Source organism: Mesorhizobium sp. M5C.F.Ca.IN.020.29.1.1 (assembly GCF_003997375.1).
Taxonomy (GTDB): domain Bacteria; phylum Pseudomonadota; class Alphaproteobacteria; order Rhizobiales; family Rhizobiaceae; genus Mesorhizobium; species Mesorhizobium wenxiniae.
Map to the genome: position 1 here is coordinate 1 of NZ_RZSW01000049.1, position 20,059 is coordinate 20,059.

23 protein-coding genes are annotated in these 20,059 nt (G+C 59.8%); 13 read left to right on the forward strand and 10 right to left on the reverse strand.

The window, feature by feature from the left end; translation table 11 throughout:
- Nucleotides 1-203 (reverse strand): N-acetylmuramidase domain-containing protein (locus EOA85_RS06700; protein WP_127208814.1); only part of this gene is annotated, 203 nt, incomplete at its 3' end.
- 99 nt (nucleotides 204-302) lie between these two features.
- On the opposite strand from EOA85_RS06700, the gene EOA85_RS06705 reads away from it, so the two are divergent.
- The 4 genes from EOA85_RS06705 to EOA85_RS06715 all read left to right on the forward strand — a co-directional run bounded on the left by EOA85_RS06705 (nucleotide 303) and on the right by EOA85_RS06715 (nucleotide 2,441).
- Nucleotides 303-482: a hypothetical protein gene (locus EOA85_RS06705; protein ID WP_029351723.1), complete on the forward strand. Its 180-nt coding sequence runs from the start codon at nucleotides 303-305 to the stop codon at nucleotides 480-482.
- A gap of 416 nt (nucleotides 483-898) precedes the next feature.
- A complete protein-coding gene (locus tag EOA85_RS06710; protein WP_127208815.1) occupies nucleotides 899-1,099 on the forward strand; it encodes a hypothetical protein in 201 nt (66 codons plus the stop codon).
- Between the two features lie 145 nt (nucleotides 1,100-1,244).
- Entirely contained in the window at nucleotides 1,245-1,415 is a 171-nt protein-coding gene (locus tag EOA85_RS37325; RefSeq protein WP_164759521.1) for a hypothetical protein, read from the forward strand.
- Between the two features lie 339 nt (nucleotides 1,416-1,754).
- Nucleotides 1,755-2,441 carry an acyltransferase gene (locus EOA85_RS06715; RefSeq protein ID WP_281033710.1) on the forward strand — a complete coding sequence of 229 codons (687 nt, stop codon included), beginning with the start codon at nucleotides 1,755-1,757 and terminating at the stop codon, nucleotides 2,439-2,441.
- Here EOA85_RS06715 and EOA85_RS06720 read toward each other — a convergent pair.
- The 4 genes from EOA85_RS06720 to EOA85_RS06730 all read right to left on the reverse strand — a co-directional run bounded on the left by EOA85_RS06720 (nucleotide 2,434) and on the right by EOA85_RS06730 (nucleotide 5,594).
- Entirely contained in the window at nucleotides 2,434-3,147 is a 714-nt protein-coding gene (locus tag EOA85_RS06720) for a class I SAM-dependent methyltransferase (protein ID WP_127208816.1), read from the reverse strand. The two genes, EOA85_RS06715 and EOA85_RS06720, sit on opposite strands and share 8 nt — an antisense overlap.
- A gap of 216 nt (nucleotides 3,148-3,363) precedes the next feature.
- Nucleotides 3,364-3,903 (reverse strand): hypothetical protein, encoded by a 540-nt coding sequence (locus tag EOA85_RS06725; protein ID WP_127208817.1) that lies wholly within the window; start codon nucleotides 3,901-3,903, stop codon nucleotides 3,364-3,366.
- Nucleotides 3,904-4,870: 967 nt separating this feature from the next.
- Nucleotides 4,871-4,996, reverse strand: coding sequence for a hypothetical protein (locus EOA85_RS39815; RefSeq protein ID WP_281033711.1), 126 nt, complete (start codon nucleotides 4,994-4,996; stop codon nucleotides 4,871-4,873).
- A 181-nt stretch (nucleotides 4,997-5,177) separates the two neighbouring features.
- Nucleotides 5,178-5,594, reverse strand: a complete 417-nt coding sequence (locus tag EOA85_RS06730) for a hypothetical protein (RefSeq protein WP_127208818.1) — start codon at nucleotides 5,592-5,594, stop codon at nucleotides 5,178-5,180.
- A 12-nt stretch (nucleotides 5,595-5,606) separates the two neighbouring features.
- Between EOA85_RS06730 and EOA85_RS06735 the strand changes: the two genes are divergently transcribed.
- Nucleotides 5,607-5,792 carry a hypothetical protein gene (locus tag EOA85_RS06735; protein WP_127208819.1) on the forward strand — a complete coding sequence of 62 codons (186 nt, stop codon included), beginning with the start codon at nucleotides 5,607-5,609 and terminating at the stop codon, nucleotides 5,790-5,792.
- 80 nt (nucleotides 5,793-5,872) lie between these two features.
- Here the strand turns inward: EOA85_RS06735 and EOA85_RS06740 are convergent, their stop codons facing one another.
- Nucleotides 5,873-7,048 (reverse strand): glycosyltransferase family A protein, encoded by a 1,176-nt coding sequence (locus tag EOA85_RS06740; protein ID WP_164759522.1) that lies wholly within the window; start codon nucleotides 7,046-7,048, stop codon nucleotides 5,873-5,875.
- A 315-nt stretch (nucleotides 7,049-7,363) separates the two neighbouring features.
- Here EOA85_RS06740 and EOA85_RS06745 point away from each other — a divergent pair, with 315 nt between their 5' ends.
- From EOA85_RS06745 to EOA85_RS06765, 5 genes are all read left to right on the forward strand, one after another.
- On the forward strand, nucleotides 7,364-8,335 hold the full coding sequence (locus EOA85_RS06745) for a polysaccharide deacetylase family protein (protein WP_164759523.1): 972 nt from the start codon (nucleotides 7,364-7,366) through the stop codon (nucleotides 8,333-8,335).
- Nucleotides 8,335-9,180 carry an ABC transporter permease gene (locus tag EOA85_RS06750; protein WP_051695003.1) on the forward strand — a complete coding sequence of 282 codons (846 nt, stop codon included), beginning with the start codon at nucleotides 8,335-8,337 and terminating at the stop codon, nucleotides 9,178-9,180. The genes EOA85_RS06745 and EOA85_RS06750 overlap by 1 nt, the downstream gene beginning before the upstream one ends.
- A gap of 88 nt (nucleotides 9,181-9,268) precedes the next feature.
- On the forward strand, nucleotides 9,269-10,219 hold the full coding sequence (locus EOA85_RS06755; RefSeq protein WP_164759524.1) for a glycosyltransferase: 951 nt from the start codon (nucleotides 9,269-9,271) through the stop codon (nucleotides 10,217-10,219).
- Nucleotides 10,220-10,460: 241 nt separating this feature from the next.
- Nucleotides 10,461-12,089 carry a glycosyltransferase gene (locus tag EOA85_RS06760; RefSeq protein WP_127208823.1) on the forward strand — a complete coding sequence of 543 codons (1,629 nt, stop codon included), beginning with the start codon at nucleotides 10,461-10,463 and terminating at the stop codon, nucleotides 12,087-12,089.
- Nucleotides 12,090-12,094: 5 nt separating this feature from the next.
- Nucleotides 12,095-13,330 (forward strand): ABC transporter ATP-binding protein, encoded by a 1,236-nt coding sequence (locus tag EOA85_RS06765; RefSeq protein ID WP_127208824.1) that lies wholly within the window; start codon nucleotides 12,095-12,097, stop codon nucleotides 13,328-13,330.
- 244 nt (nucleotides 13,331-13,574) lie between these two features.
- Here EOA85_RS06765 and galE read toward each other — a convergent pair whose 3' ends face one another.
- The 3 genes from galE to EOA85_RS06780 all read right to left on the reverse strand — a co-directional run bounded on the left by galE (nucleotide 13,575) and on the right by EOA85_RS06780 (nucleotide 17,088).
- Nucleotides 13,575-14,549 carry a UDP-glucose 4-epimerase GalE gene (galE, locus tag EOA85_RS06770; protein WP_127208825.1) on the reverse strand — a complete coding sequence of 325 codons (975 nt, stop codon included), beginning with the start codon at nucleotides 14,547-14,549 and terminating at the stop codon, nucleotides 13,575-13,577.
- Complete coding sequence (locus EOA85_RS06775; protein ID WP_206523252.1) at nucleotides 14,546-15,520, reverse strand: UDP-glucuronic acid decarboxylase family protein; 975 nt, start codon at nucleotides 15,518-15,520, stop codon at nucleotides 14,546-14,548. The genes galE and EOA85_RS06775 overlap by 4 nt, the downstream gene beginning before the upstream one ends.
- A 365-nt stretch (nucleotides 15,521-15,885) precedes the next feature.
- On the reverse strand, nucleotides 15,886-17,088 hold the full coding sequence (locus EOA85_RS06780) for an MFS transporter (RefSeq protein WP_127208827.1): 1,203 nt from the start codon (nucleotides 17,086-17,088) through the stop codon (nucleotides 15,886-15,888).
- Between the two features lie 211 nt (nucleotides 17,089-17,299).
- Here EOA85_RS06780 and EOA85_RS06785 point away from each other — a divergent pair, with 211 nt between their 5' ends.
- Complete coding sequence (locus EOA85_RS06785) at nucleotides 17,300-17,722, forward strand: VOC family protein (RefSeq protein ID WP_127208828.1); 423 nt, start codon at nucleotides 17,300-17,302, stop codon at nucleotides 17,720-17,722.
- A gap of 43 nt (nucleotides 17,723-17,765) precedes the next feature.
- Here the strand turns inward: EOA85_RS06785 and EOA85_RS06790 are convergent, their stop codons facing one another.
- Complete coding sequence (locus EOA85_RS06790) at nucleotides 17,766-18,659, reverse strand: LysR family transcriptional regulator (protein ID WP_127208829.1); 894 nt, start codon at nucleotides 18,657-18,659, stop codon at nucleotides 17,766-17,768.
- 96 nt (nucleotides 18,660-18,755) lie between these two features.
- On the opposite strand from EOA85_RS06790, the gene EOA85_RS06795 reads away from it, so the two are divergent.
- Both EOA85_RS06795 and EOA85_RS06800 read left to right on the forward strand, forming a co-directional pair.
- Nucleotides 18,756-19,505: a glucose 1-dehydrogenase gene (locus EOA85_RS06795; protein WP_127208830.1), complete on the forward strand. Its 750-nt coding sequence runs from the start codon at nucleotides 18,756-18,758 to the stop codon at nucleotides 19,503-19,505.
- 151 nt (nucleotides 19,506-19,656) lie between these two features.
- Nucleotides 19,657-20,040 (forward strand): SgcJ/EcaC family oxidoreductase, encoded by a 384-nt coding sequence (locus EOA85_RS06800; RefSeq protein ID WP_127208831.1) that lies wholly within the window; start codon nucleotides 19,657-19,659, stop codon nucleotides 20,038-20,040.
- The last annotated feature ends 19 nt before the right edge of the window (nucleotides 20,041-20,059 follow it).

Here is a 20,059-nt window from a genome sequence, read left to right on the forward strand (position 1 = left end):
CGCTTCGGCCCCGACAGGTTGCGGAAAAAGACATGCGGCTCGAACAGGATGATCGGCCGGCCATGGGCGTCGAAGCCGTGCCCGCTGGTCTCGACGTCGAGAAAGGCGTGGATCTCATCCTCGCCGATGCCGATCCTGGCGCCAAGTTTTGGCAGATCGAGGTCGTCCAGGCGCCTGGCGGCGCCTTTGAACGTGGTATCCATGGTCTTGTCCTTTCCGCCCAGGTCGCGGGCAGGTTGATGTTTGCAACCGACTGTGTGAAATGAGCCCAAGAGGAGCGGAGATCGGGAGGACAGCGGCCCATGTCGCAAGATGAAGGAACGGCGCGCTGGACGGTGAAGGCCGAGCTATGCGCGGTCGGCCGCGACAAGCCCTTGCTTGTGGCGCTGGCAGCGATCCTGTGCCTCTATTGCGGGCTGGTCGCCGGGCCGATCCTCTATGCGTTCCTGGCCATCCAGGGCATGGCGGATTTCTTCAAGTGACGGTGTTGACCTTTTGAAAACAGCTCGATCCGTCTTGCTGCCCGATCCGAAATTGCTTAGCCGGGATGAAACTGCTCCCATGAACCGTTCGTACCTTGTGGGACACAGGGAGGGCACGTGACAATAAGGATCAGGCTTCCGGGCGGGACCTTGAAGATCAAGACGAAGGACGAGCTGCGCCGCCGCGAACAGAAGCGCGAAGTTCCGGTCTGGCAGGTCGGAAATTACTTCATCGTCTGGTGGCCGAGCAGCATATCGGATCGTCCGTCCAGGCCCCCGCCAAAACGATAACCCTGCGACCCGACCCTTCTGGAAACAGTCCCAGAAGATAGCCCCAGAAATAGTCAATGACCGGCCATTGACTCTTCCGCCACGGAAGCTCTCTAATTGCTGCGCTGCACAATGGGGTTGGGCTGATGGCGGTTCGTATCAAGTTGCCGGGCGGCACCTTGAAGATGAAGGTGTATCGGGAATTGCGCGAGCGCGAGCGCACCCGCCGCATCCCTGTCCTAAAGGTCGGTTCGGTCTATTTCAGCTGGTGGTCGAACCGCCAGCGTCCTCTAGATGACCCGCCGGGTGCACCGGACGATCCTGACCAATTCTCGGCAACGCCTTGACGCCCTGAACGTCATCAGGCGCCTGCGCTCAATCCTTCCGGAAACAGTCAAAACGTGCCCATCGGCTGTTGACTCTTCCCTTGGGGAAGTTTCTACTTGCTGCATTGCACATCATCGTTGCGTTGCACGGCGGGAGTTTGAACCGGTGGCAGTGCGTATCAAATTGCCGGGCGGCACCCTCAAGATGAAAGTCTATCGCGAATTGCGGGTGCGCGAACGCGAGCGCCGCGTGCCGGTCATGAAGGTAGGTTCGCTGTATTTTGTCTGGTGGTCGAACAGCCAGCCTCACGACAAGTCGCAAGACAGCCGTCATTAGTCTTTGCAGTATTTGCGCCATTCGCCTGCGCGGGCTACGGCGTGTCTTTTGGACGCGTAAGCCAGCCAGCCGCGGCCGAAATTCTCGACTCACAGGATCGCTCGGTACAAACCTATCTACGGTCGACGAAATGCTACCGGCACTACCTCGTTGCCAGAGGCCGTGTCGAGCCAAACGAATTACCGCGTGAACACCTCACCATCACGCTTGCAAAGCGGAGATGCTTGCCGCAAATGATGGGCGGTCCAACGGATCTGCCCCTGACGATGCGAACTGACCTGCTGGTGCCATAAACCCTCAGCGCTTTCCGGCTCCAAGCGATCGGCGCATCCCGCGCCAATGGTGGAAACCGACGATGAGCGCGATGCGCGGGCAGCATTGGAGGGTGCTTTGTGCGCAAATGCCACAACCTCATTGTCTGCGACGGATCGCAGGTCGCCGAGAGACAGCAACAGATACGATACGGAACACACTGACATGCCTTTTGTGCCGCGCTTCCTGCAACACCTAGCGGGCGTCAATGTCGGCGCCGGCACGAAGATGGCCATTCAGAGCGTCCGCACTGCCCGCCGTGGCCATCACTCGATCGGCGAGGACGGTATCATCAACTGCCGTTTCTCGTTTGACCGGTCGGCAGCCCAAATCACGATCGGCCGCCGTTGCTTCATCGGCAAGAGCCACCTAGTCGCCGCCGAGCACATCAGGATCGGCGATGACGTCGTTATTTCCTGGGGTACGACGATCGTTGACCATAACTCGCATTCGCTGGATTGGAAGCAGCGAGCCAACGACGTCGCGGACTGGCATCAGGGCAAAAAAAACTGGTCGGATGTCGGCATCGCGCCGGTCACGATCGAGGAGAATGTCTGGATCGGCTTTGGCGTGACAATCCTGAAAGGCGTCACGATCGGCAAGGGCGCGGTCGTCGGCGCGGCGTCTGTCGTCACGAAGGACGTAGAGCCCTTCACGGTCGTTGCCGGCGTTCCTGCTAAGAAGGTCCGCGACCTTTCAGAATTAACTATTTAGTGCTGCAGAGCGCTCCGGCCATGTACGCCATGTTCCGCAGCGCAGTCTTGGGCGCGAACCTGAGAAATTCGGTCCGCAACTTGTATTTCACCCATCCTTTTGACCGGCCGGCCAGGTGCTGCTCATAAGCAAGGTCATGGGCGAAAGTCATTTGCCTCTCAACCTTGAGACCAGAAGTCTTCAGCAGATTTTCGAACGTCAACGGCGTGTAGAAATTGATGTGCCCATACGGCCCGGACATCCGAATGGCGCGATTGAGGTTTCTCGTATGCTCCAGCGGCACCTCGATGTAGAGCTTCTTGCAGACCCTCGCCGCTTCCATCAAAAACATCCGTTCGTGCTCGACATGTTCGACGACGTGGATGGCGAGACCGAGATCGAACGACTTGTCGGGATGAGGGATGTGGTAGCCGTCAAAGATATCCAGGCTGGCTAAGTTCGCGACATTCCTGGCCTTGATGGCCTCGACGCCACTTGTTGAAATCTCGACGGCTCCAAGAGTCTTCCCGAGACCTTTCTTGTTCAGCTTGTCCAGAACGGCACCTTCGCCTGCGCCGATGTCCAGGATCTTGTCGAAGGTCTCCCCCCGGAGGATTGCTTCTATATGGCCGACTGATTGCTGCGAAGCAATTTCGCGTTTCGCGGCTACTTTGCCATCTGCGTAGTAATCATCATAGATCCCTATAATGCTGCCGGCGTCCGCCATAGAGAAATCCTCCTAAGGATCACCCCCGCCAAGCCAACCGTGCCATAGTGCGCGAACCGCGTCCAGTGCGGACTAGGCGCCTCCCAGCCACACTTCGACGATCCTTCGGCATCGTCCTTAGGCACTGTGATTCCTCGACAATAAGTTCGGGTCATTGAACTGGTAGGATCTTCTTTCCGACGATCACCCATTCCTCGCCCTCTTCAAGCGTCGCGATCACTTTACCCTTGCACTGAATAGCGAATGGCGTGGCCTTATCCCCTTTCCGCGACGTATTCGATGAAGCGCAATGCATTGCCGTCGTGGCCGGCGTCGTTGAAGTGCAGGCCTTCTTGATAGGCCCCCGAGCTGATGTAATCGAACCCGTCGATCGGGATCGTCGGCACATTGCGCGACCGGGTAGGTTTGGCGGATCGCGCCAAGCGCTGCGTCGTATGTTCGGCCGCCCGTATAGCTGCCATCCCAAGGCGAGGACGGGGGCGTTGGCGGCGCCAGGGCCGCTTCCAGCGTGTTGATGATCGACGTGATGTTCGTTGAAATCGTCGCCGGCGGCGTGCCAAAGCTGTCGTTGATGCCCAGGGCGAGGACCGGCACGATCTTGCCGCCAGCATAGCCCCATTGTGCGACCGCAGAAGCAAGGCGCGGCGCGTTGAAGGACGCGAATGTATAGCTTCCGTGCGCGGCGCGCGGCGTCCGCAGACGCGGGCGCGAGCCGGCCGCCTTTATGCCGAGACGGATAAGCCCGGTGATCTCCACAGGTCCGCCTGCGACCGTCAGGGTATAGTTTCCGCTCGCCGCCTGCCCTGTCAGGGACGGGCCGGAATATTGATCGAGTGCCAGAGCACCGGCAGCGTTCACAGTCTTTGTAGGCCGCGCCGCCGTTGAAGGCGAAGGCGAGCGAGCCTTGACCGGCGTCCTGGGTGTGGTGGACGCCGACCTGTTCATAGGCGCCCGTGAACGCCAGGGACGCACCATCCGCAAGGATGATGCTTTCGCCGAGCGGCCCGCGCGTTCCCGTCGAGACGGTTCCGCTGGTCGTGACGCCATAGAAGGCGGGCTTGTAGGTAGAGCTTGGCCGCAGCGCCGTCATGCCCGGTTCATCGTCAGCAATACTGACATTTGCGAACTGCGTGACGCGATTGAACCAGTGTGCGGGGCGGTTGCTGGCCAGCGCCCAATGACAGCCGGAACCGCTTGCCCCGGCATTAACTTCGGTAATGTACCCATCGGACGGCGTTTGCATGACAACGCTGTAGTTCGACGGGGTATTCGTGCCTGTGTTGACCAATGACGGCCAGCCAACAACCTGCTCTGATCCGACAATATCAGCCAGTTCGTTTGCGCTAGCATAGGCAGCACGCGACTTGACGCCGATTTCGCCCGTGGGACAGAGACCCCGGCCAGTAATAGACAGAAGTGTTAGTGATAGCCGTGCCGCCGACCGAGCCGGTAATGGCAACCGGACCCACCGTCCGCGATCCGATCAAGACGATGACTTCCGCCGCTGACGCGCGAACGCCCGTGTCGATGGCAACCGGCCCCGCCACTACGTTGTCCATTCCGAGGATACCGGCGCCGATTTCGGTCCAAAAGTATTCACCAACCTCAACATTCCGGGCAAGAACCGGTGGGGCGCTGGCACCAGCGAGGCCGGCTGACGCGCCAAAGCTAAAAGCAGGCGCGGTGGTATAGGAACCCGACGCCGTGATGAGGATCATAGTGACTACGCCGCCAGCGACGATGAACCGACCGGCAGCGCCAGAGCCAACACCGCCAGTAATGGCGAGATCGAATGTCCCATCGGTCCCGCCAGCACCGCCCACGAGCGCACCGCTACCAACGATACCAAAGCCGACCGCCCACACGATCGTCGGGAAGATGCCCTTGCCATACAGGGACGCGTCGCGCCGCCTGGGCGCTGGCCAGATTGGCCGCGGTTGCTACGACATCGGCGGCGGTTTGTCCGGCATTGGCGGCGGAGGTGGAGGCGCTGGCAGCTGCCTGGCCGGCACTGGCCTCAGTGGCATCCTTCAGCACCTTCGTTTCTCGCGCAGCGCTTCCGCCTCATCGACAACGTCTGAAATGTCGGGCGACACAAACGGGATAATGGCGATGGCGTCGGTGCCCACGACCGGCTCGTCGGCCGTAAACTGAAACACCCGGTCGACATTGACTGTCCCTATCTGGGTGTGGACCGTCGTTCCCTTCTGCAAGGTGCGGGCGGTGCGGGCATCGCCGGCGCGAAGCCATTCGCCTTCGCTCACCGTGTAGATCCCGTTCTTCGGCGGGTCGGACTGGTCCTTGACCAGCACGCGGTCGCCAACCTCGCATGGTACGCCGTCGATGGTTTTCAGGCCATGAAGGAGGATGTTGGCTGTGGTCGCCAGACGCACGGGTTCGCGTTCGCCGGTCAGAAGTCGAACGGCGGCAGTTGCAGGTCGGGCCATCAGGCTTGCTCCATGAAAAAAGCCTCGGCGAAGCGAGGCTTAAAAGTGCTCTATGATTTCAGCGCGCACCACAGGACCTGCCCGTCGATTGTCGATGCCAGCCGCGACGATCGCGTCCGAATTTGCGGATGCGCAGGCTACGAATATCACGTCAGTTTTCTGCTGTCTGCCGAGATTGCGCTTTCTAGGCGGGCGTAGCTTAGCAGTCGCTTAGCACCTGTCATTTCAGCCGGTCTCAGATCAGGTGAGTTTAGGTGCCGGCACCTCGTGTTTAAGACCTAAGCGCCGTCTTCGACGAGAGCGGACGGATCAATACTCCTCGGACTTGACTCGCGAAGCTGGCGCGGCGTCGGCGTCTTGAGGGCCACCTGGACTCGCCTTCGAAGCCACTCCGGAGGAACTGGCTGGCAGATGAAGGTCGGATCGGCGTCGAAAAAACGTCCGGAGGTACAGATGGAATGCGGTGAGGTCGGAACCATGCGCTGTTTAACGGCGAGCAGTCTCGGCACAAAGCGACACAGCCGCCGCCACAGGCCTTGTGCGGACGGCTTTGCGAAGACATGAAACAGCGCGGCCGGATCGATCCGTGTTGCGTGGACAAGCGGAGCGATGGCCGCGCCTGGCGACGTGCGGGCGGCTTCGATGCCATAATACGCTGACGCCACGCCATCGGACCAACGAAACAAGAAAGACGCTAGCCTGGGATGTCGCGTGCGGACTGTTTCAAGGACGATCCGGTGCGACGTCAGCATGGCGACATACCTGGTCGACATAGAAGATGGTGATCGCCGGTAACCAATCAGATACTCGGGAACGACATCATAATCGCAGATCGCGGCAATGTTGAGCTGCATCTGCAAGTCTTCGGCTCCTTGCGCCCCTGCGGCTCTGAGAGACGGGTCGTATCCCCCGGTTGCCGTAAGAACTGATCGCCTGATTAGCGGTGAACTTGCATTGCCGATAAAATTCTCAACCAGCAGCCAGTTGTGAACGTCCCCGCGAGCGAGAATTGGTGGGGAGCATTCTATCACCAAATCATCATCATCGATGACCCTATACCATGCGTAGACAAGGCCGAGAGACGGCCGCGATTGAAAGAGGCCGTGCTGCTTCTCCAGCTTTGTCGGGTGCCACACATCATCCGCATCAAGTGGCGCTATAAATTCACCCTTCGCCGCATCAATTGCCAGGTTTCTGGCGACAGCAACCCCTTGGTTCTGCTGTCTCAGAAGAGAAATACGCGGATCACTGGTTGCAAACGCCTCGACGATCTCAGCGGTCCGGTCGGTCGACCCGTCATCGACAACTATGATCTCCAGCTGGTTGAAAGTTTGCGAGGCGGCCGACTGAAGGGTGTGTCGGATGGTCTTTTCCGCGTTGTAGGCAGGAATGATGACGGAAACTGCGGGTTGCATATCGAAAAAAGCCTGCTTTTGATGGAGGATGAATGCCACCGGCCTAAATACTAGCATGCTCGAGCGGGATGGTATCAAGCCGCCTGTCCCTACCGGCTACTTCAACATCTGAGAATTCGCCCGGTATTCGCACTTACGGCGGCGACATGTGCTAATATGCTGGTTTCACTCAGCCGAAACTCGTGGATGCCTTCATGCTTCCTCATTTCGCTCACATCCGTGCCCGTGGCCTCATGGTCTTATTGCCATCAACTATATGCTTGAACACTCACATGTATCGCGTTTCTGCCGATCGGGATGGCATCCGCGATCGGACGTGACCGTGGTTTTTACTGTTCCCGCGGCGGGAGAACGATGGTGATCCCGCGCGTTCTCCTGCAGCTTCGTCGGCTGGTGCGGCGTCGACGCCTGCGCCGTGCTCCCATCATACTGATGTACCATCGCGTTGCAGATATCGCCGTCGATCCGTGGAACCTAGCCGTCCATCCGGCGAGGTTCGACGAACAAATCGAAGCGCTGACGCGGAGCCGGCGGGTGGTGCATTTGCATGAGCTGTTCGATGTCATCGCACAGGGAAAGCCAGGCAAACCGCTTGCGGTTGTCACGTTCGACGACGGCTATCACGACGTCTACAGCAACGCTCGCCCTATCCTGCAGCGTCACGACTGCCCGATGACGCTGTTTGTTGCGACGGGAGCAATAGGAAGCGGCAGAGAATTCTGGTGGGATGCGCTCACGCGCATCTGTCTTGAGACGCCTGAACTGCCTGACCAACTCGACATCACGATCGAGGGAGGCAGGCATCACTGGCCTATCCCGAAGATGGTGGATCAGGCCGGCCGTGACAAAGTCTACCGGGAGGTGTGGTCCGCGCTCCGAACGCTGCCGTATGAGCGGCAGAACGCACACGTCGAAGACATTGCGAAATGGGCGGGCGTTGGCCTCGACGCCAGGCCAGAGCACTGTATTATGACTCCCGCGGAGGTTGGTGACATCAGTGACGACCTGATCACGATCGGCGGTCATACTGTCAGTCATCCCACGCTTCCGGCCCATTCCTTCGCGACCCAGCTTCGCGAGATCGTCGACGGCCGTTCGGCCTGTGAGCAAATGACCGGAAAACGCGTCCTCTCTTTTGCATATCCATTCGGAGACCATGACGCTCTGTCGGTAGCTGCCGTCAGGGAAGCGGGATTTGAGTTCGCATGCACGACGCGCGCCGGGTGCGTTGCGCCCGAGGCAGACGTGCTGCGTTTACCTCGATTGCATGTCGGCAACTGGTCAGGGGACGAATTTTTGCGAAAAATCGAGGATCATCTGTTCTGATGAACGCACAGCAGACTACCATTATCACTCCTCGACGCGGCTGGTTTGACCTCGATTTCTGGCACCTGTGGCGCTATCGCGATCTGCTGCTCCTGTTCGCGATGCGCGACATCAAAGTCCGCTACAAGCAGACCTTGCTTGGTCCGGCTTGGCTGATCCTGCAGCCCCTGGCGCTTACCGCAGCCTTGACCACCGTCATCAGCGGTATCGCGGGCATTTCAACCGGTGGCCATCCCGCGCCAATCTTTTATCTGACAGCGCTGGTGCTGTGGTCGTATTTTTCCCAAGTCGTCTCCACCGCGAGCCAGGTCTTCATTGCTAACGGTCATCTTTTCAGCAAGATCTACTTCCCGCGACTCGTCGTTCCCGTGTCGTCGCTGCTGTCGAACAGTGTGGCCCTGGCGATCCAGCTTGGCGTCGCATTGGCCTTCTTGCTCTGGTACCAGCTGACAGGAAAAGTGGACGGGTTGTCGTGGCGCCTCGCGTTCTTTCCGCTGGTGATCATCCAGATCGCGGCATTCTCGTTGGCTGTTGGGCTTTGTCTAGGAGCGTCAACCGCGAAGTACCGCGATACAGCTCATATGACTCCGTTCCTCATTCAGATCTGGCTGTTCGTGACGCCGATCATCTTTCCTTTTTCGGCTATTCCCGAGCAGTACCGGACGCTGACTGGATTTCTGAATCCGCTCGCTGTCATAATTGATGAATGGCGCTGGTGCTTTTTCGGCACTTCGGCAGTCGGTGCGCCACAAATCGCTGCAGCGCTTGTCACGACCTCGGTCGTGCTGTTCATCGGCGTCGTGATCTTTCAACGCGTCGAACGAACGGCCATGGACATGCTGTGAAGAGAAATGACAACCCTTGCGGCCCCGTAGAGAGTGAAGGTCGCCCTTGGTCGGCCGCCGCGCATTCTGCACAATGGGCACGACGCCGATGCCATTGATCTCCGTCATCACGCCTTTCCTCAATGTCGAGCGGTTTCTTCCGGACGCGATCGAAAGCGTGCGCGCGCAAACCTTCACCGACTGGGAAATGCTTCTTATTGACGACGGATCATCCGATGGGAGCGCTGCAATCGCGGAGGCTGCAGCAACCGGCGATCCGCGAATCCGTTTTATTCGATCGAACGGCCAGCGTCGCGGCGCCGCCGCGGCGCGCAATGCCGGAATAGCGGCCGCGTCGGGCATGTTCTTCACGTTCCTGGATGGCGACGATATATTTGAGCCGGAAAAATTCGAGACGGAACTTGCGATCTTTGATGCGCATCCTCGCGCCAAGGTCCTTTACGGACCGACCCTGTGGTGGTTCCCCGATGAGCCGCACAGGAACTGGACCGACTCGATGCCACGCCAATCGGGCCGTCTGCACATGCCGCCCGACCTGCTCGACCAGGTCATCGTGCGCCAGCGGGCTCATGTGCCGTGCATCTGCTCGATCATGGTTCACCGCGAAGCTTTGGTAGCGGTGGGCGGCTTCGATGAGGCGTTCGAGCTCTACGAAGACCAGACCCTTCTAGTGAAGCTGCTGTTGCGCTATCCGGTATTCGTGACATCCACGCCCACCGGCCGATACAGGCAGCACCTCGATTCGACATCGGCCAAGGCGACTGCTTCCGGCATCTACGATCGACTGCGCCCGCATGCTGCTCGCATCGGCTTCCTCGAATGGGTTGAGATGCATGCGTCGGCCTCGGGATTGATGACGCCGGAGTTGCAGCGGGCGCTCCGCTTCGCATTTGCGCGCTATCCGGCCCAGCGTCGGCCCCTGACACTTCGCGATAGGTTTGACCTCGCCATCGAAGCCGGACGCCGGTTCGCCCGGCGGCTGACGCCACGCCGCACCCTGTCGAAGGTGTTCAAGCTGCTGACGAGAGCACGGAAGTAGTGGGCGGGATCGGTGGCGCGGATTGGATCGCGACCGAGCCTGAGATGTCTGATACTAACGATACCGTTTTACGTGAATGACAAGTCGCATCGCCTCGCTGGGGGCGACGTGCTAAAACGAACGAGTGTCCATCATTTCTGTGCCAAAATTCTGTTTGTGAGGCCTACGGTCGCGTTCGATTTCTGGCAACGAACACCAACCCGTTGCCTCTCTGCGAAGCTAAGGAGAATTTGGCTGTTTCATGATCGCAGTCGTCATAACAACTTACAACCATACTCGCTTTCTCGAGGAAGCCATTCAGAGCTGTCTTCATCAAAGCCGGCCGATCGATGAAATTATTGTCGTCGACGACGGATCCACCGACAATCCGGCATCGGTTGTCGAGCGTCATCCAGGCGTGCGCCTGATCAGGCAGGAGAATTGCGGGCTCGCGGCCGCCCGAAACACCGGACTGGCGGCTTCCAGATCCGATTACATCACCTTTCTGGACGCGGATGATCGTCTCCTTCCAAATGCCATGGAGACGGGCGTGCGAGTGCTGGTTGCGCATCCAGATGCGGTTCTCGCTTACGGAGCTCATCGCTTCATCAATGGAAGCGGTGCGATCGAGTCAGACAAGCATCACGTCGCGCTTGTCGAAGATCCTTATCTTCAGTTACTGCGGACGGGAAACTTCATTGCGATGCATGCGACCGTGGTTTATCGGCGGGAGAGGCTCGCGGCCATAGGCGGGTTCGACGTTTCAATGCGGTCCTGCGAAGACTATGAGCTATTCTTGCGAATCGCCCGGCGCGGTTCGATTGTAACGCACGACGATGTCGTCGCCGAATATCGCATGCACGGCGACAACATGTCGAGGAATCGATCGATGATGCTCGCTGCAGCATTGTCGGTGCTTGACAAGCAGTTGGCAGGTCCGGTTGACGACGATGTGCGTCTTGCGGTCCGCGATGGTAGGCGGTTCTGGAAGACCTACTATACCGGAGAGGTGACTACTGATGCCTTGCGCGCGATCCGCGCCGAACCCGCCAAAGCGATTCGCATGCTGCGGCAGGCTTTGCAGATGTCGCCGCCGATCACGCTGCAAACAGCAGCATTTAAGATAACACGCAAGGTCGGCAGGCATGTGCAACGGCTGCTCGGCGCTTCCGGCGCTGTTTGGCGGGCTCCGCGCGTCGGTTCGGTGCGGTTTGGGGATTTCGCACGCACGATGCCGATGAGCCACTCATTTGGATATGATCGCGGCAAGCCAATAGATCGGTATTATATCGAGAATTTCTTACAATTGAATGCGGCCGACATACATGGCCGTGTGCTGGAAATCGGCGATAACAGCTACACGATGCATTTTGGCGGTGCTCATGTCGTCAAGAGCGACGTGCTGCATGTTGATCCCGATGATCCAAACGCGACCATCATAGGCGACCTGTCGCAGCCCGGAGTGCTGCCGTCAAACGCCTTCGATTGCATCATCCTCACGCAAACACTTCATCTGATCTTCGACATGTCGGCCGCGGTCGCTGCACTGGCCGAAGCGCTCAAGCCCGGGGGCGTGCTGCTGCTAACTGTTCCTGGCATCACCGCGGTCGATCGCGGCGAGTGGGGCAGCACGTGGTTCTGGTCATTGACGCAGGCGGCGTTGGCGAAGTTGCTTGCGAAATCCTTCAGCACGGCGAACATGGCGCTCGAAACCCACGGCAACGTCTTTGCGGCAGTTTGTTTTCTCCAGGGACTCGCCAAGGAAGAAGTTTCTGACCAGAAGCTCGACGTCCGGGATACCGCCTATCCGATCGTTGTCACGGCGCGCGTCGTGAAGGACGGGCTGACCGCGGATCAACCCGGCGGTCGAACCACAAATGTGACGGCTTGAGATCGATGACAGAATTGCCAGCCGTTGAGGTCCGAGGACTTTCCAAGCGCTACCGGCGCGGCGCCATCGGCGTGCGCTCATTGCGTGAGGAGGTCGAACAACTTGTCGCGCGTTTGCGCTCGCGGGAAGCCCAAGCTTCCCTCAACGAATTTTTCGCCATCAAGAACATCACTTTTTCCGTTCCGACTGGCACCGTGTGCGGTATCATCGGACCCAACGGCTCGGGAAAGACCACGCTGCTCAAGGTTTTGACCTCGATCACGGCTCCGGATGAGGGCGAGGCGGTGATGCGAGGCCGAATCGGAAGCTTGCTGGAGGTAGGGGCCGGATTCCATCCGGATCTCGACGGGATCGAGAACATCTACCTCAACGGCGCGATCCTGGGCATGAGTAAGGCCGAGATCACGCGTAAGCTAGACCGGATCATCAAATTTGCCGATATCGGCAGCTTTCTCGAAACGCCGGTCAAGCGTTATTCGTCCGGCATGTATGTTCGGCTTGCCTTCGCGATCGCTGCTCATCTGGAGCCGGAGATTCTCGTCGTCGACGAGGTGCTTGCTGTCGGCGATGCTGAATTTCAAAGGAAATGTATCGGCACGATGAAGAACGTCGCGGGTGAAGGTCGGACCGTGCTGTTCGTGAGCCACAACATGGCCATGGTTCGGCAGCATTGCACAAAAGCGATTTATCTGGACCGCGGCCTTCTGAAGGATTTTGGCGAGGCATCATCGATCATCGATGCGTACCTGTCGAACACCGCCTCGAGCAGCAACGGTTCCGAGCGCGTTGGCGATGAAGACCTCTGGATGCAGGTGGCTATTGTGTATCCGGGTACGCGCGAGCGATGCAGCCAACTCAAGTTTGGCGGCGATTACGATTTTGTGCTGAAGCTGGGCGCGAGGAATTCGTTTCACCGAAGCGTGGTTCATATCCAGATTTTTGATCAGGAAGGCAACTTGATCTCTGTGCTCGAAAGCCTCGCGGAAGGTGTTGGCCAATTTGACATAGTTGGGCAGGCCAAGGTCGTATTCAGCGTGCGATCGTTGGGATTGTTGCCAGGCACTTATACCGCTGGAGCGGCTCTCTATGCTTGGGGAGAGGATGACCCGGACCTCGCAAGCGAGAACTTGCTAACGTTCGACGTTGTTGCAGCAACAGTCAATGACTCCTATTGGCCATATCTGAAAGAGCACGGGATTGTGCGACTGTCGCATTCTGCCCAGTTGCTTAAGGTGGATTGAAGGCGCGTGGAGTGACGTCCTGGCGAATGAATCTTCGATGTAGTTCAATCCGTCGACCGCGCGACCGCACGCTGAAATCAATCGCGCGCGTCCTGCAAAGACTGAAGGACAATCCGGGCTTGCGGGAAGGCCTCGGTCAGGCACCGCGGAGACGAATGGAGGAAAAATTTCTCGCTTGCCGCAACCGCCGCTGCTCTCGATCGCCTATTGACCAGGCGGTAGCGCTCTTCCGCAAAAAGGATCGTCACGACCGGCTGCGATACCAGGCCAGCGCCGTTTCGACGATCCGGTCGATTCCGGATTGCTCAGGCATCCAGCCGAGTTCCCGGGCCGCCTTGCCGGCCGCGGCTACAAGCGCAGGAGGGTCACCTGCCCTGCGCGGACCGTAGGCCACCGGAAGGCGCGTTCCCGAAGCCCGGCTCACCGCCTCGACCAACTCGTTCACCGTAGTTCCGGTTCCGGTGCCGAGATTGTAGACGTGGACTCCCGCATCGCGCAGAAGCTTCTCCCCTGCCAGAACATGCGCACGGGCGAGATCGGTGACGTGGACATAGTCCCGCACAGCGGTTCCGTCCCTTGTGTCGAAGTCGGTGCCATTAATGGTGAAAATCCGGCCCGACCTAACCGCCGCCTCGATAGCGAGCGGAATGACATGCGTTTCCGGTTCATGCCGCTCACCGATGTCGCCGTCCGCATCACATCCGGCAGCGTTGAAATACCGGAGCACAACCGCGTTGAGGCCATGGGCATCCGAAAGATTGTCCACCATTCGTTCTACGATGAATTTCGACCATCCATAGGGATTGATGGGCGACTGCGGATGCGTTTCGTCAATCGGAGAACGAATCGGAACCCCGTAAGACGCGCAGGTGCTCGACAAGATCAGCTTGTCGACGCCGATCTTCAGCATTTCCTCGAGCAAGACCAGCGTCCCAAAACTGTTATTTCGGTAGTAGAGTTCCGGGCGCTCGACGGACTCGCCGACATAGGCGTAAGCGGCGAAATGCGCCACCACATCCGGCCGATACTGGTGCAGCGCTCCTGCCACCGCTGCGACATCGCAAATATCGCCCTCGACAAGCGGTCCCCATTTGACCGCGTCGCGCCAACCGCGCGAGAGGTTGTCATACGCAATGACCGACCAACCGGATTCAGCGAATGCCTTGCAACAGTGTGAGCCGATATAGCCCGCCCCGCCAGTGACCAAGACTGTTTTCATTCGGCTGCAGCGGACGGAGCATATCCCGATGAGACCAAGTCATCGAAATAGGCAATGGTGGTGACGAGACCATCGCGCAATGCAATTCTTGGCTTCCAGTTGAGATCGCGCAAGGCACACCCGATATTAGGCTGTCGCTGCCTTGGGTCATCGACGGGCAAAGGTAAAAACCTGATCTCGGATCGGCTTCCGGTAAGTTCGATCACGAGATTGGCAAGTTCGAGCATCGTGAATTCGACCGGGTTGCCGAGATTGATTGGACCGGTAACATCGTCGACCGTGTCCATCAGGCGAACCAGACCGTCGATGAGATCATTGACGTAGCAAAATGAGCGTGTCTGCTGGCCGGTGCCGTACACGGTTATCGGCTTGTTTCGTAGTGCCTGCACGATGAAGTTGGAAATGACGCGGCCGTCGTCCGGACGCATCCTCGGACCGTAAGTGTTGAAGATACGCGCTACCTTGATCCGCAGCCTGTGCTGCCGCCAATAGTCGAAAAACAGGGTTTCGGCACACCGCTTGCCTTCGTCGTAACAGGAACGGGGACCTATCGGGTTTACCCTGCCCCAATAGTCCTCGGTCTGCGGGTGAATCTCGGGATCGCCGTAGACTTCAGACGTGGACGCCTGAAGGATCTTTGCGCGAACCCGCTTGGCGAGGCCCAGCATATTGATCGCCCCATGGACGTTGGTCTTTGTCGTCTGGACCGGATCGAACTGATAGTGAACCGGGCTTGCCGGGCAAGCAAGGTTGTATATTTCATCAACTTCTATGTAGAGCGGAAATGTCACGTCGTGGCGAATGATCTCAAAGGATCTGTTGTCGAGCAAATGCGAGACGTTTCTCCGACTTCCTGTGAAGAAATTGTCGACGCATACAACCTCGTGGCCTTCAGTAAGCAACCGCTCGCATAAGAACGATCCCAGAAAACCTGCGCCCCCCGTCACCAAGACTCGCTTTGCCTGCTGCATTTTTGGGGTCCTCACGCCAGTTCTTCACGCAATCGAATGCGCAAAGCCCTGCGGCGAGGATAGGAAAAAAATGCTGCCCCGCAAACACAAAATGTTAACGCAATTGAAATTGTCGCGTGAGGTGTGCGCAAAAAATACGCGAAAAAACCGTTCATTCGCCCGTTTTTGACGGTTTTCGCCCGAACGTCGGCCTTGCCGGCATGAACGCGCTGCGCCGCAGCATGATCGATTGCTAATTAAGGAAGATGGGTACTGCACAGTCTTGACCCGGCTCCTATCACCGCCGAAGAACGCCTCGCGACTGGGGGTCAAAAGCTGACATATGCGATGTCCACTTTCGACCCCTGCATCCTCTCTCCGCCGTGCTACGCCGGTTGCAACTCGCTGCGCGGCAGCCGCGGGAAGGCGATCGCCACCGCAACCGCGCCGAGCCCGACCAGGGCCGAGCCGATGAACAGCCAGGAATAGCTGGCATAGGCATCGAACACCATGCCGCCGGCGAGCGGGCCGAAGGCCATGCCGATGCTGGACAGCATGGTTACGGCACCAAACACTGTGCCGAGGATGCGCTGGCCGAAATATTCGCGCGCCAGCACCGCATAGAGCGGCATCACGCCGCCATAGGTGGCGCCGAAGATGACGGCGAGCATGTAGAACTGACCAAGCTCACTGACGGCGAGATAGGCTGCGATGACCACGGACTGTATCGCCAGACCGGTAATCAGCACCGGCTTGACCCCCAGCCGGTCGGCAAGCACGCCGTATAGAAGCCTGCCGCCCAGCCCCGCCAGGCCCTCGATGCTGTAGATGCTGACCGCCGCCATTGGCGCTATGCCGCACAGCATCGCATAGCTCACCATGTGGAAGATTGGCCCGGAATGCGCCGCGCAGCAGGCAAAGAAGGTCAGTGCCAGAACGATGAATTGCGGCGAGCGCAGCGCTTGGCGAACCGACATGCCGGTATCGTTGGCGGCAAGGTCGGAGGTGGCGTCGTCAACGGCAGGCTTGGGCGGCTGGCGCACCAGCAATGCGGCTGGCACCAGAAGCGCCCATGCCGCGACGCCGATGACCAACATGGCGGTGCGCCAGTCATAGGCCGAGATCAGCCAGCGCGCGAAGGGCGAGATGGTCATTGGTGCCACGCCCATGCCGGCCGAAACCAGCGAAACGGCAAGGCTGCGGTTCTTGTCGAACCAGGCCGTGGTCAGAGCGATCATCGGCGCGAAGAAGGCGCTTGCCGCGAGGCCGACAAGCACGCCATAGGTGATCTGGAAGACAAGCAGCGAGCCGGTGCGGCTGGCCAGCACCAGCGCCAGCCCGAGCAGCAACGCACCTGTCATCACCACGATGCGGGCGCCGTAGCGGTCGTAAATGGCGCCCCAGGCGAAGCCGCCGAGGCCCATCACCAGGAAGTTCAGCGTCATCGCGCTCGATATACCGGCGCGTGACCAATCTGTGTCGAGCGTCATCGGTTCGAGGAAGATCGCCAGCGAGAACATCGCCCCGAGGGCGACACAGGTCATCATGGCGCCAGCCGCGACGATGACCCAACGATAGGAAAGGCTCATATTTTTCTCCGAGATCGTTTGGACACGGCGCGACTTCTTTCGTGCTTCGCAGCGCCGCTTGCGTCCAAAGGACGATGGCGACATTTCGAATCCTACAATCCGGTTGCATTTTTTATCCAGTCGGGAAATCGCGCCACTCGATTGCTCCATTGCATTGACCGTGCACCGTCCTGAGCTAGATTTCCAACCTGGCGATCAGGAGCTAACAGGCATGGAACTTCATCGCGGCCGTCTCATCGATCACGTCCAGCTGGTGGTCAGGGATCTCAAGGCCAGCCGCCGCTTCTACGAGGCGGTTTTCAAGGTGCTCGATATTCCGATCGGCGGCAGCGCCGAGGATTATTTCTGGGCCGACGAACTGTTCGTTTCGAGCGCCGACAGCCGGGCGGCCGAGGGAAAGCTGACGGGGCGCCACCACCTTGCCTTCCAGGCAAAGGACCGCGCGATGGTCGACGCCTTCTACAAGGCCGGCCTCGAGGCCGGCGGCACGGACAATGGCGCACCGGGCGAGCGGCAGCACTACCATCCCGGCTACTATGCCGCCTTCCTGCTCGATCCCGACGGCAACAACATCGAGGCCGTCTTTCACGGGTCGGCCAACCGCAGTGCCGCCTCGGTGAAGATTGCGTTCTGATGACCGGGTGACGGATCGACGGCGGAGGCCGTCCCGACCTATCCTATCGTGTCAGCACCGCCATCCGGCCCGCCAGGAAGTCGACGAACAGCCGGGCGCGGACGGGTAGCTGTCGCCCATACGCATGGACGATGTGCACCGGCATGGTCGGCATCGCCACCTCGGGCAGGATGCGGACCAGACGGCCGGCGTCGAGATCGTTCTGCACGGCAAACTGCATCAGATGCGCGATGCCGGCTCCGGCAAGCGCCGCTTGCCGGATGGCGCCGCCGTCGTCGGTATCGAGCCGCCCCTTCGGCACGATCACCGTGCCGTCGGCCAATGTGACGGGATAAGGCCGGCCGGCCATCTGGTAACGGACGAAGTCGTGGCTCTGCAAATCCTCGATCGAGGCCGGCCGGCCACGCCGTTCTACATAGGCCGGCGACGCCGCCAGGACGATCGGCAGATTGGCGATCTTGCGCGCGATGAGCCCGGTGTCCGTCAGCGCTCCCATGCGCACCGCGACGTCATAGCCTTCGCGGATGAGGTCGGCGTGGCGGTCGGTGACGCTGAGCTCCAGTTTCACCTCGCCGTGCTGAGCCAGGAACGCTTGCGCCCATGCGGCGATCAGGCCACGCCCGAGTTCCACGGCTGCCGTGACGCGCAGCAAGCCGCGCGCCGTATCCGCCATCTGAACGATGTCCTCGGCATCGTCCAGCGCTCTCAGCAAAGGCGCGACCCGCTCGTAATAGGCGAGGCCTTCGCTGGTCAGTCCCAGCCGACGCGTCGAGCGCTGGATCAGCCTGACCCCCAGCCGCCGCTCGAGCCGCGCCACGCTCTTCGACACCGCCGACGGGCTGGAGCCGAGCAACCGGCTGGCGGCATGGAACGAGCCGGCGTCGACTGTACGCACGAAGGCGACAAGACCGGCGGTCTTTTCGAGGATGGTGGTCATTCAAGAATTCCAGGCACGAAAGAACCGATCGAGGTAATCCTAATACGCTATCCGATCACGATTAAATACCGCTCATCATCGACAAAGGAGATTTTGATGAGCAAGCTGAACGGCAAGGTCGCCATCGTCACAGGCGCCTCCAAGGGTATCGGCGCCGGCATCGCCAAGGGTCTTGCGGCGGCCGGTGCCGCCGTGGTCGTCAACTATGCCTCGTCGCGGGAAGGTGCGGACCGCGTCGTTACCGCGATCAAGGACGCAGGCGGCCGAGCCGTTGCCGTCCACGGTGATGTGTCGCAAGCGGCCGACGTGCGCCGCCTGTTCGAGGCGGCCAAATCGTCGTTCGGCGCGGTGGACATCCTGGTCAACAATGCCGGCGTCTTCGCATTCGAACCGCTGGAGGCTGTGACCGAGGCCGAGTTTCACCGAGAATTCGACACCAATGTGCTGGGCACTATCCTGACCATCCGGGAAGCGGTGAATCATTTCGGTGCCGGAGGGGGCAGCGTCATCAACATCAGCTCGGTCGCCAGCGTCAATCCGCAGCCGAACTCCCTGGTCTACGCCGCCACCAAGGGCGCGGTGGATTCGATCACGCTGTCCATGTCGAGAGAATTGGGCGCCCGCAACATTCGCGTCAACGCCATCGCCCCAGGCGGCGTCGACACTGAGGGTCTGAAACGCATCGGCATCGTCGGCAGCGAATTCGAAAGCCAGATCGTCGCCATGACCCCGCTCGGGCGCTTCGGCCAGCCCGACGACATCGCCCGCATCGCGGTGTTCCTAGCCTCCGACGACGCGTCCTGGCTGACCGGCGAGCGCATCACCGCCTCGGGCGGTTGGCGGTAAGCATAGAGCCGCGGACCGGCCGTTCACGCCCCAGGCAGCGCGACGTCGATAAACACCGCAATCGATGACGGGAGCGATCTAAGCCCTATGTTGCGGCGAGGGAGGAGCGCCGTGCGGTATCGATGACGGCGAGAAGCCAGGGAGATAACGGATGACGGACGACGAAAGAGCAATCCGAAAGCTGGTCGAGACCTGGATGGATGCGAGCAGGCGTGGAGACACCGCGACCGTCCTCAGCCTGATGACGGACGACGCGATCTTCATGGTTCCCGGCCGGGAGCCCTTCGACAAGGTGATCTTCGCGGCGGCCGCGCAGGAGATGGCCGGCGTTCATGTCGACGGCACGAACGAGATCGTTGAACTACAGCTTCTCGGCGACTGGGCGTTCATGCGCGGTCGTATCGATATGACCGCGACGCCGCCGAACGGGAAGCCGGTGCGACAATCGGGATATACGCTGACGCTCCTGCGCAAGGAGGCTGACGGTGAGTGGCGGCTCGCGCGCGACGCAAACCTGCTGACTGCGCAAAGCTAGAGCCGGTCTCCTGCGTCTC

Bases quoted from the DNA above. Each gene is read 5' to 3' on its own strand.
- EOA85_RS06705 (WP_029351723.1), top strand. From the start codon at position 303: ATGTCGCAAGATGAAGGAACGGCGCGCTGGACGGTGAAGGCCGAGCTA.
- EOA85_RS06710 (WP_127208815.1), top strand. From the start codon at position 899: ATGGCGGTTCGTATCAAGTTGCCGGGCGGCACCTTGAAGATGAAGGTG.
- EOA85_RS06715 (WP_281033710.1), top strand. From the start codon at position 1,755: ATGGTGGAAACCGACGATGAGCGCGATGCGCGGGCAGCATTGGAGGGT.
- EOA85_RS06720 (WP_127208816.1), bottom strand. From the start codon at position 3,147: ATGGCGGACGCCGGCAGCATTATAGGGATCTATGATGATTACTACGCA.
- EOA85_RS06730 (WP_127208818.1), bottom strand. From the start codon at position 5,594: ATGGCCCGACCTGCAACTGCCGCCGTTCGACTTCTGACCGGCGAACGC.
- EOA85_RS06735 (WP_127208819.1), top strand. From the start codon at position 5,607: ATGAAAAAAGCCTCGGCGAAGCGAGGCTTAAAAGTGCTCTATGATTTC.
- EOA85_RS06745 (WP_164759523.1), top strand. From the start codon at position 7,364: ATGGTGATCCCGCGCGTTCTCCTGCAGCTTCGTCGGCTGGTGCGGCGT.
- EOA85_RS06750 (WP_051695003.1), top strand. From the start codon at position 8,335: ATGAACGCACAGCAGACTACCATTATCACTCCTCGACGCGGCTGGTTT.
- EOA85_RS06755 (WP_164759524.1), top strand. From the start codon at position 9,269: ATGCCATTGATCTCCGTCATCACGCCTTTCCTCAATGTCGAGCGGTTT.
- EOA85_RS06760 (WP_127208823.1), top strand. From the start codon at position 10,461: ATGATCGCAGTCGTCATAACAACTTACAACCATACTCGCTTTCTCGAG.
- EOA85_RS06765 (WP_127208824.1), top strand. From the start codon at position 12,095: ATGACAGAATTGCCAGCCGTTGAGGTCCGAGGACTTTCCAAGCGCTAC.
- galE (WP_127208825.1), bottom strand. From the start codon at position 14,549: ATGAAAACAGTCTTGGTCACTGGCGGGGCGGGCTATATCGGCTCACAC.
- EOA85_RS06775 (WP_206523252.1), bottom strand. From the start codon at position 15,520: ATGCAGCAGGCAAAGCGAGTCTTGGTGACGGGGGGCGCAGGTTTTCTG.
- EOA85_RS06780 (WP_127208827.1), bottom strand. From the start codon at position 17,088: ATGAGCCTTTCCTATCGTTGGGTCATCGTCGCGGCTGGCGCCATGATG.
- EOA85_RS06785 (WP_127208828.1), top strand. From the start codon at position 17,300: ATGGAACTTCATCGCGGCCGTCTCATCGATCACGTCCAGCTGGTGGTC.
- EOA85_RS06790 (WP_127208829.1), bottom strand. From the start codon at position 18,659: ATGACCACCATCCTCGAAAAGACCGCCGGTCTTGTCGCCTTCGTGCGT.
- EOA85_RS06795 (WP_127208830.1), top strand. From the start codon at position 18,756: ATGAGCAAGCTGAACGGCAAGGTCGCCATCGTCACAGGCGCCTCCAAG.
- EOA85_RS06800 (WP_127208831.1), top strand. From the start codon at position 19,657: ATGACGGACGACGAAAGAGCAATCCGAAAGCTGGTCGAGACCTGGATG.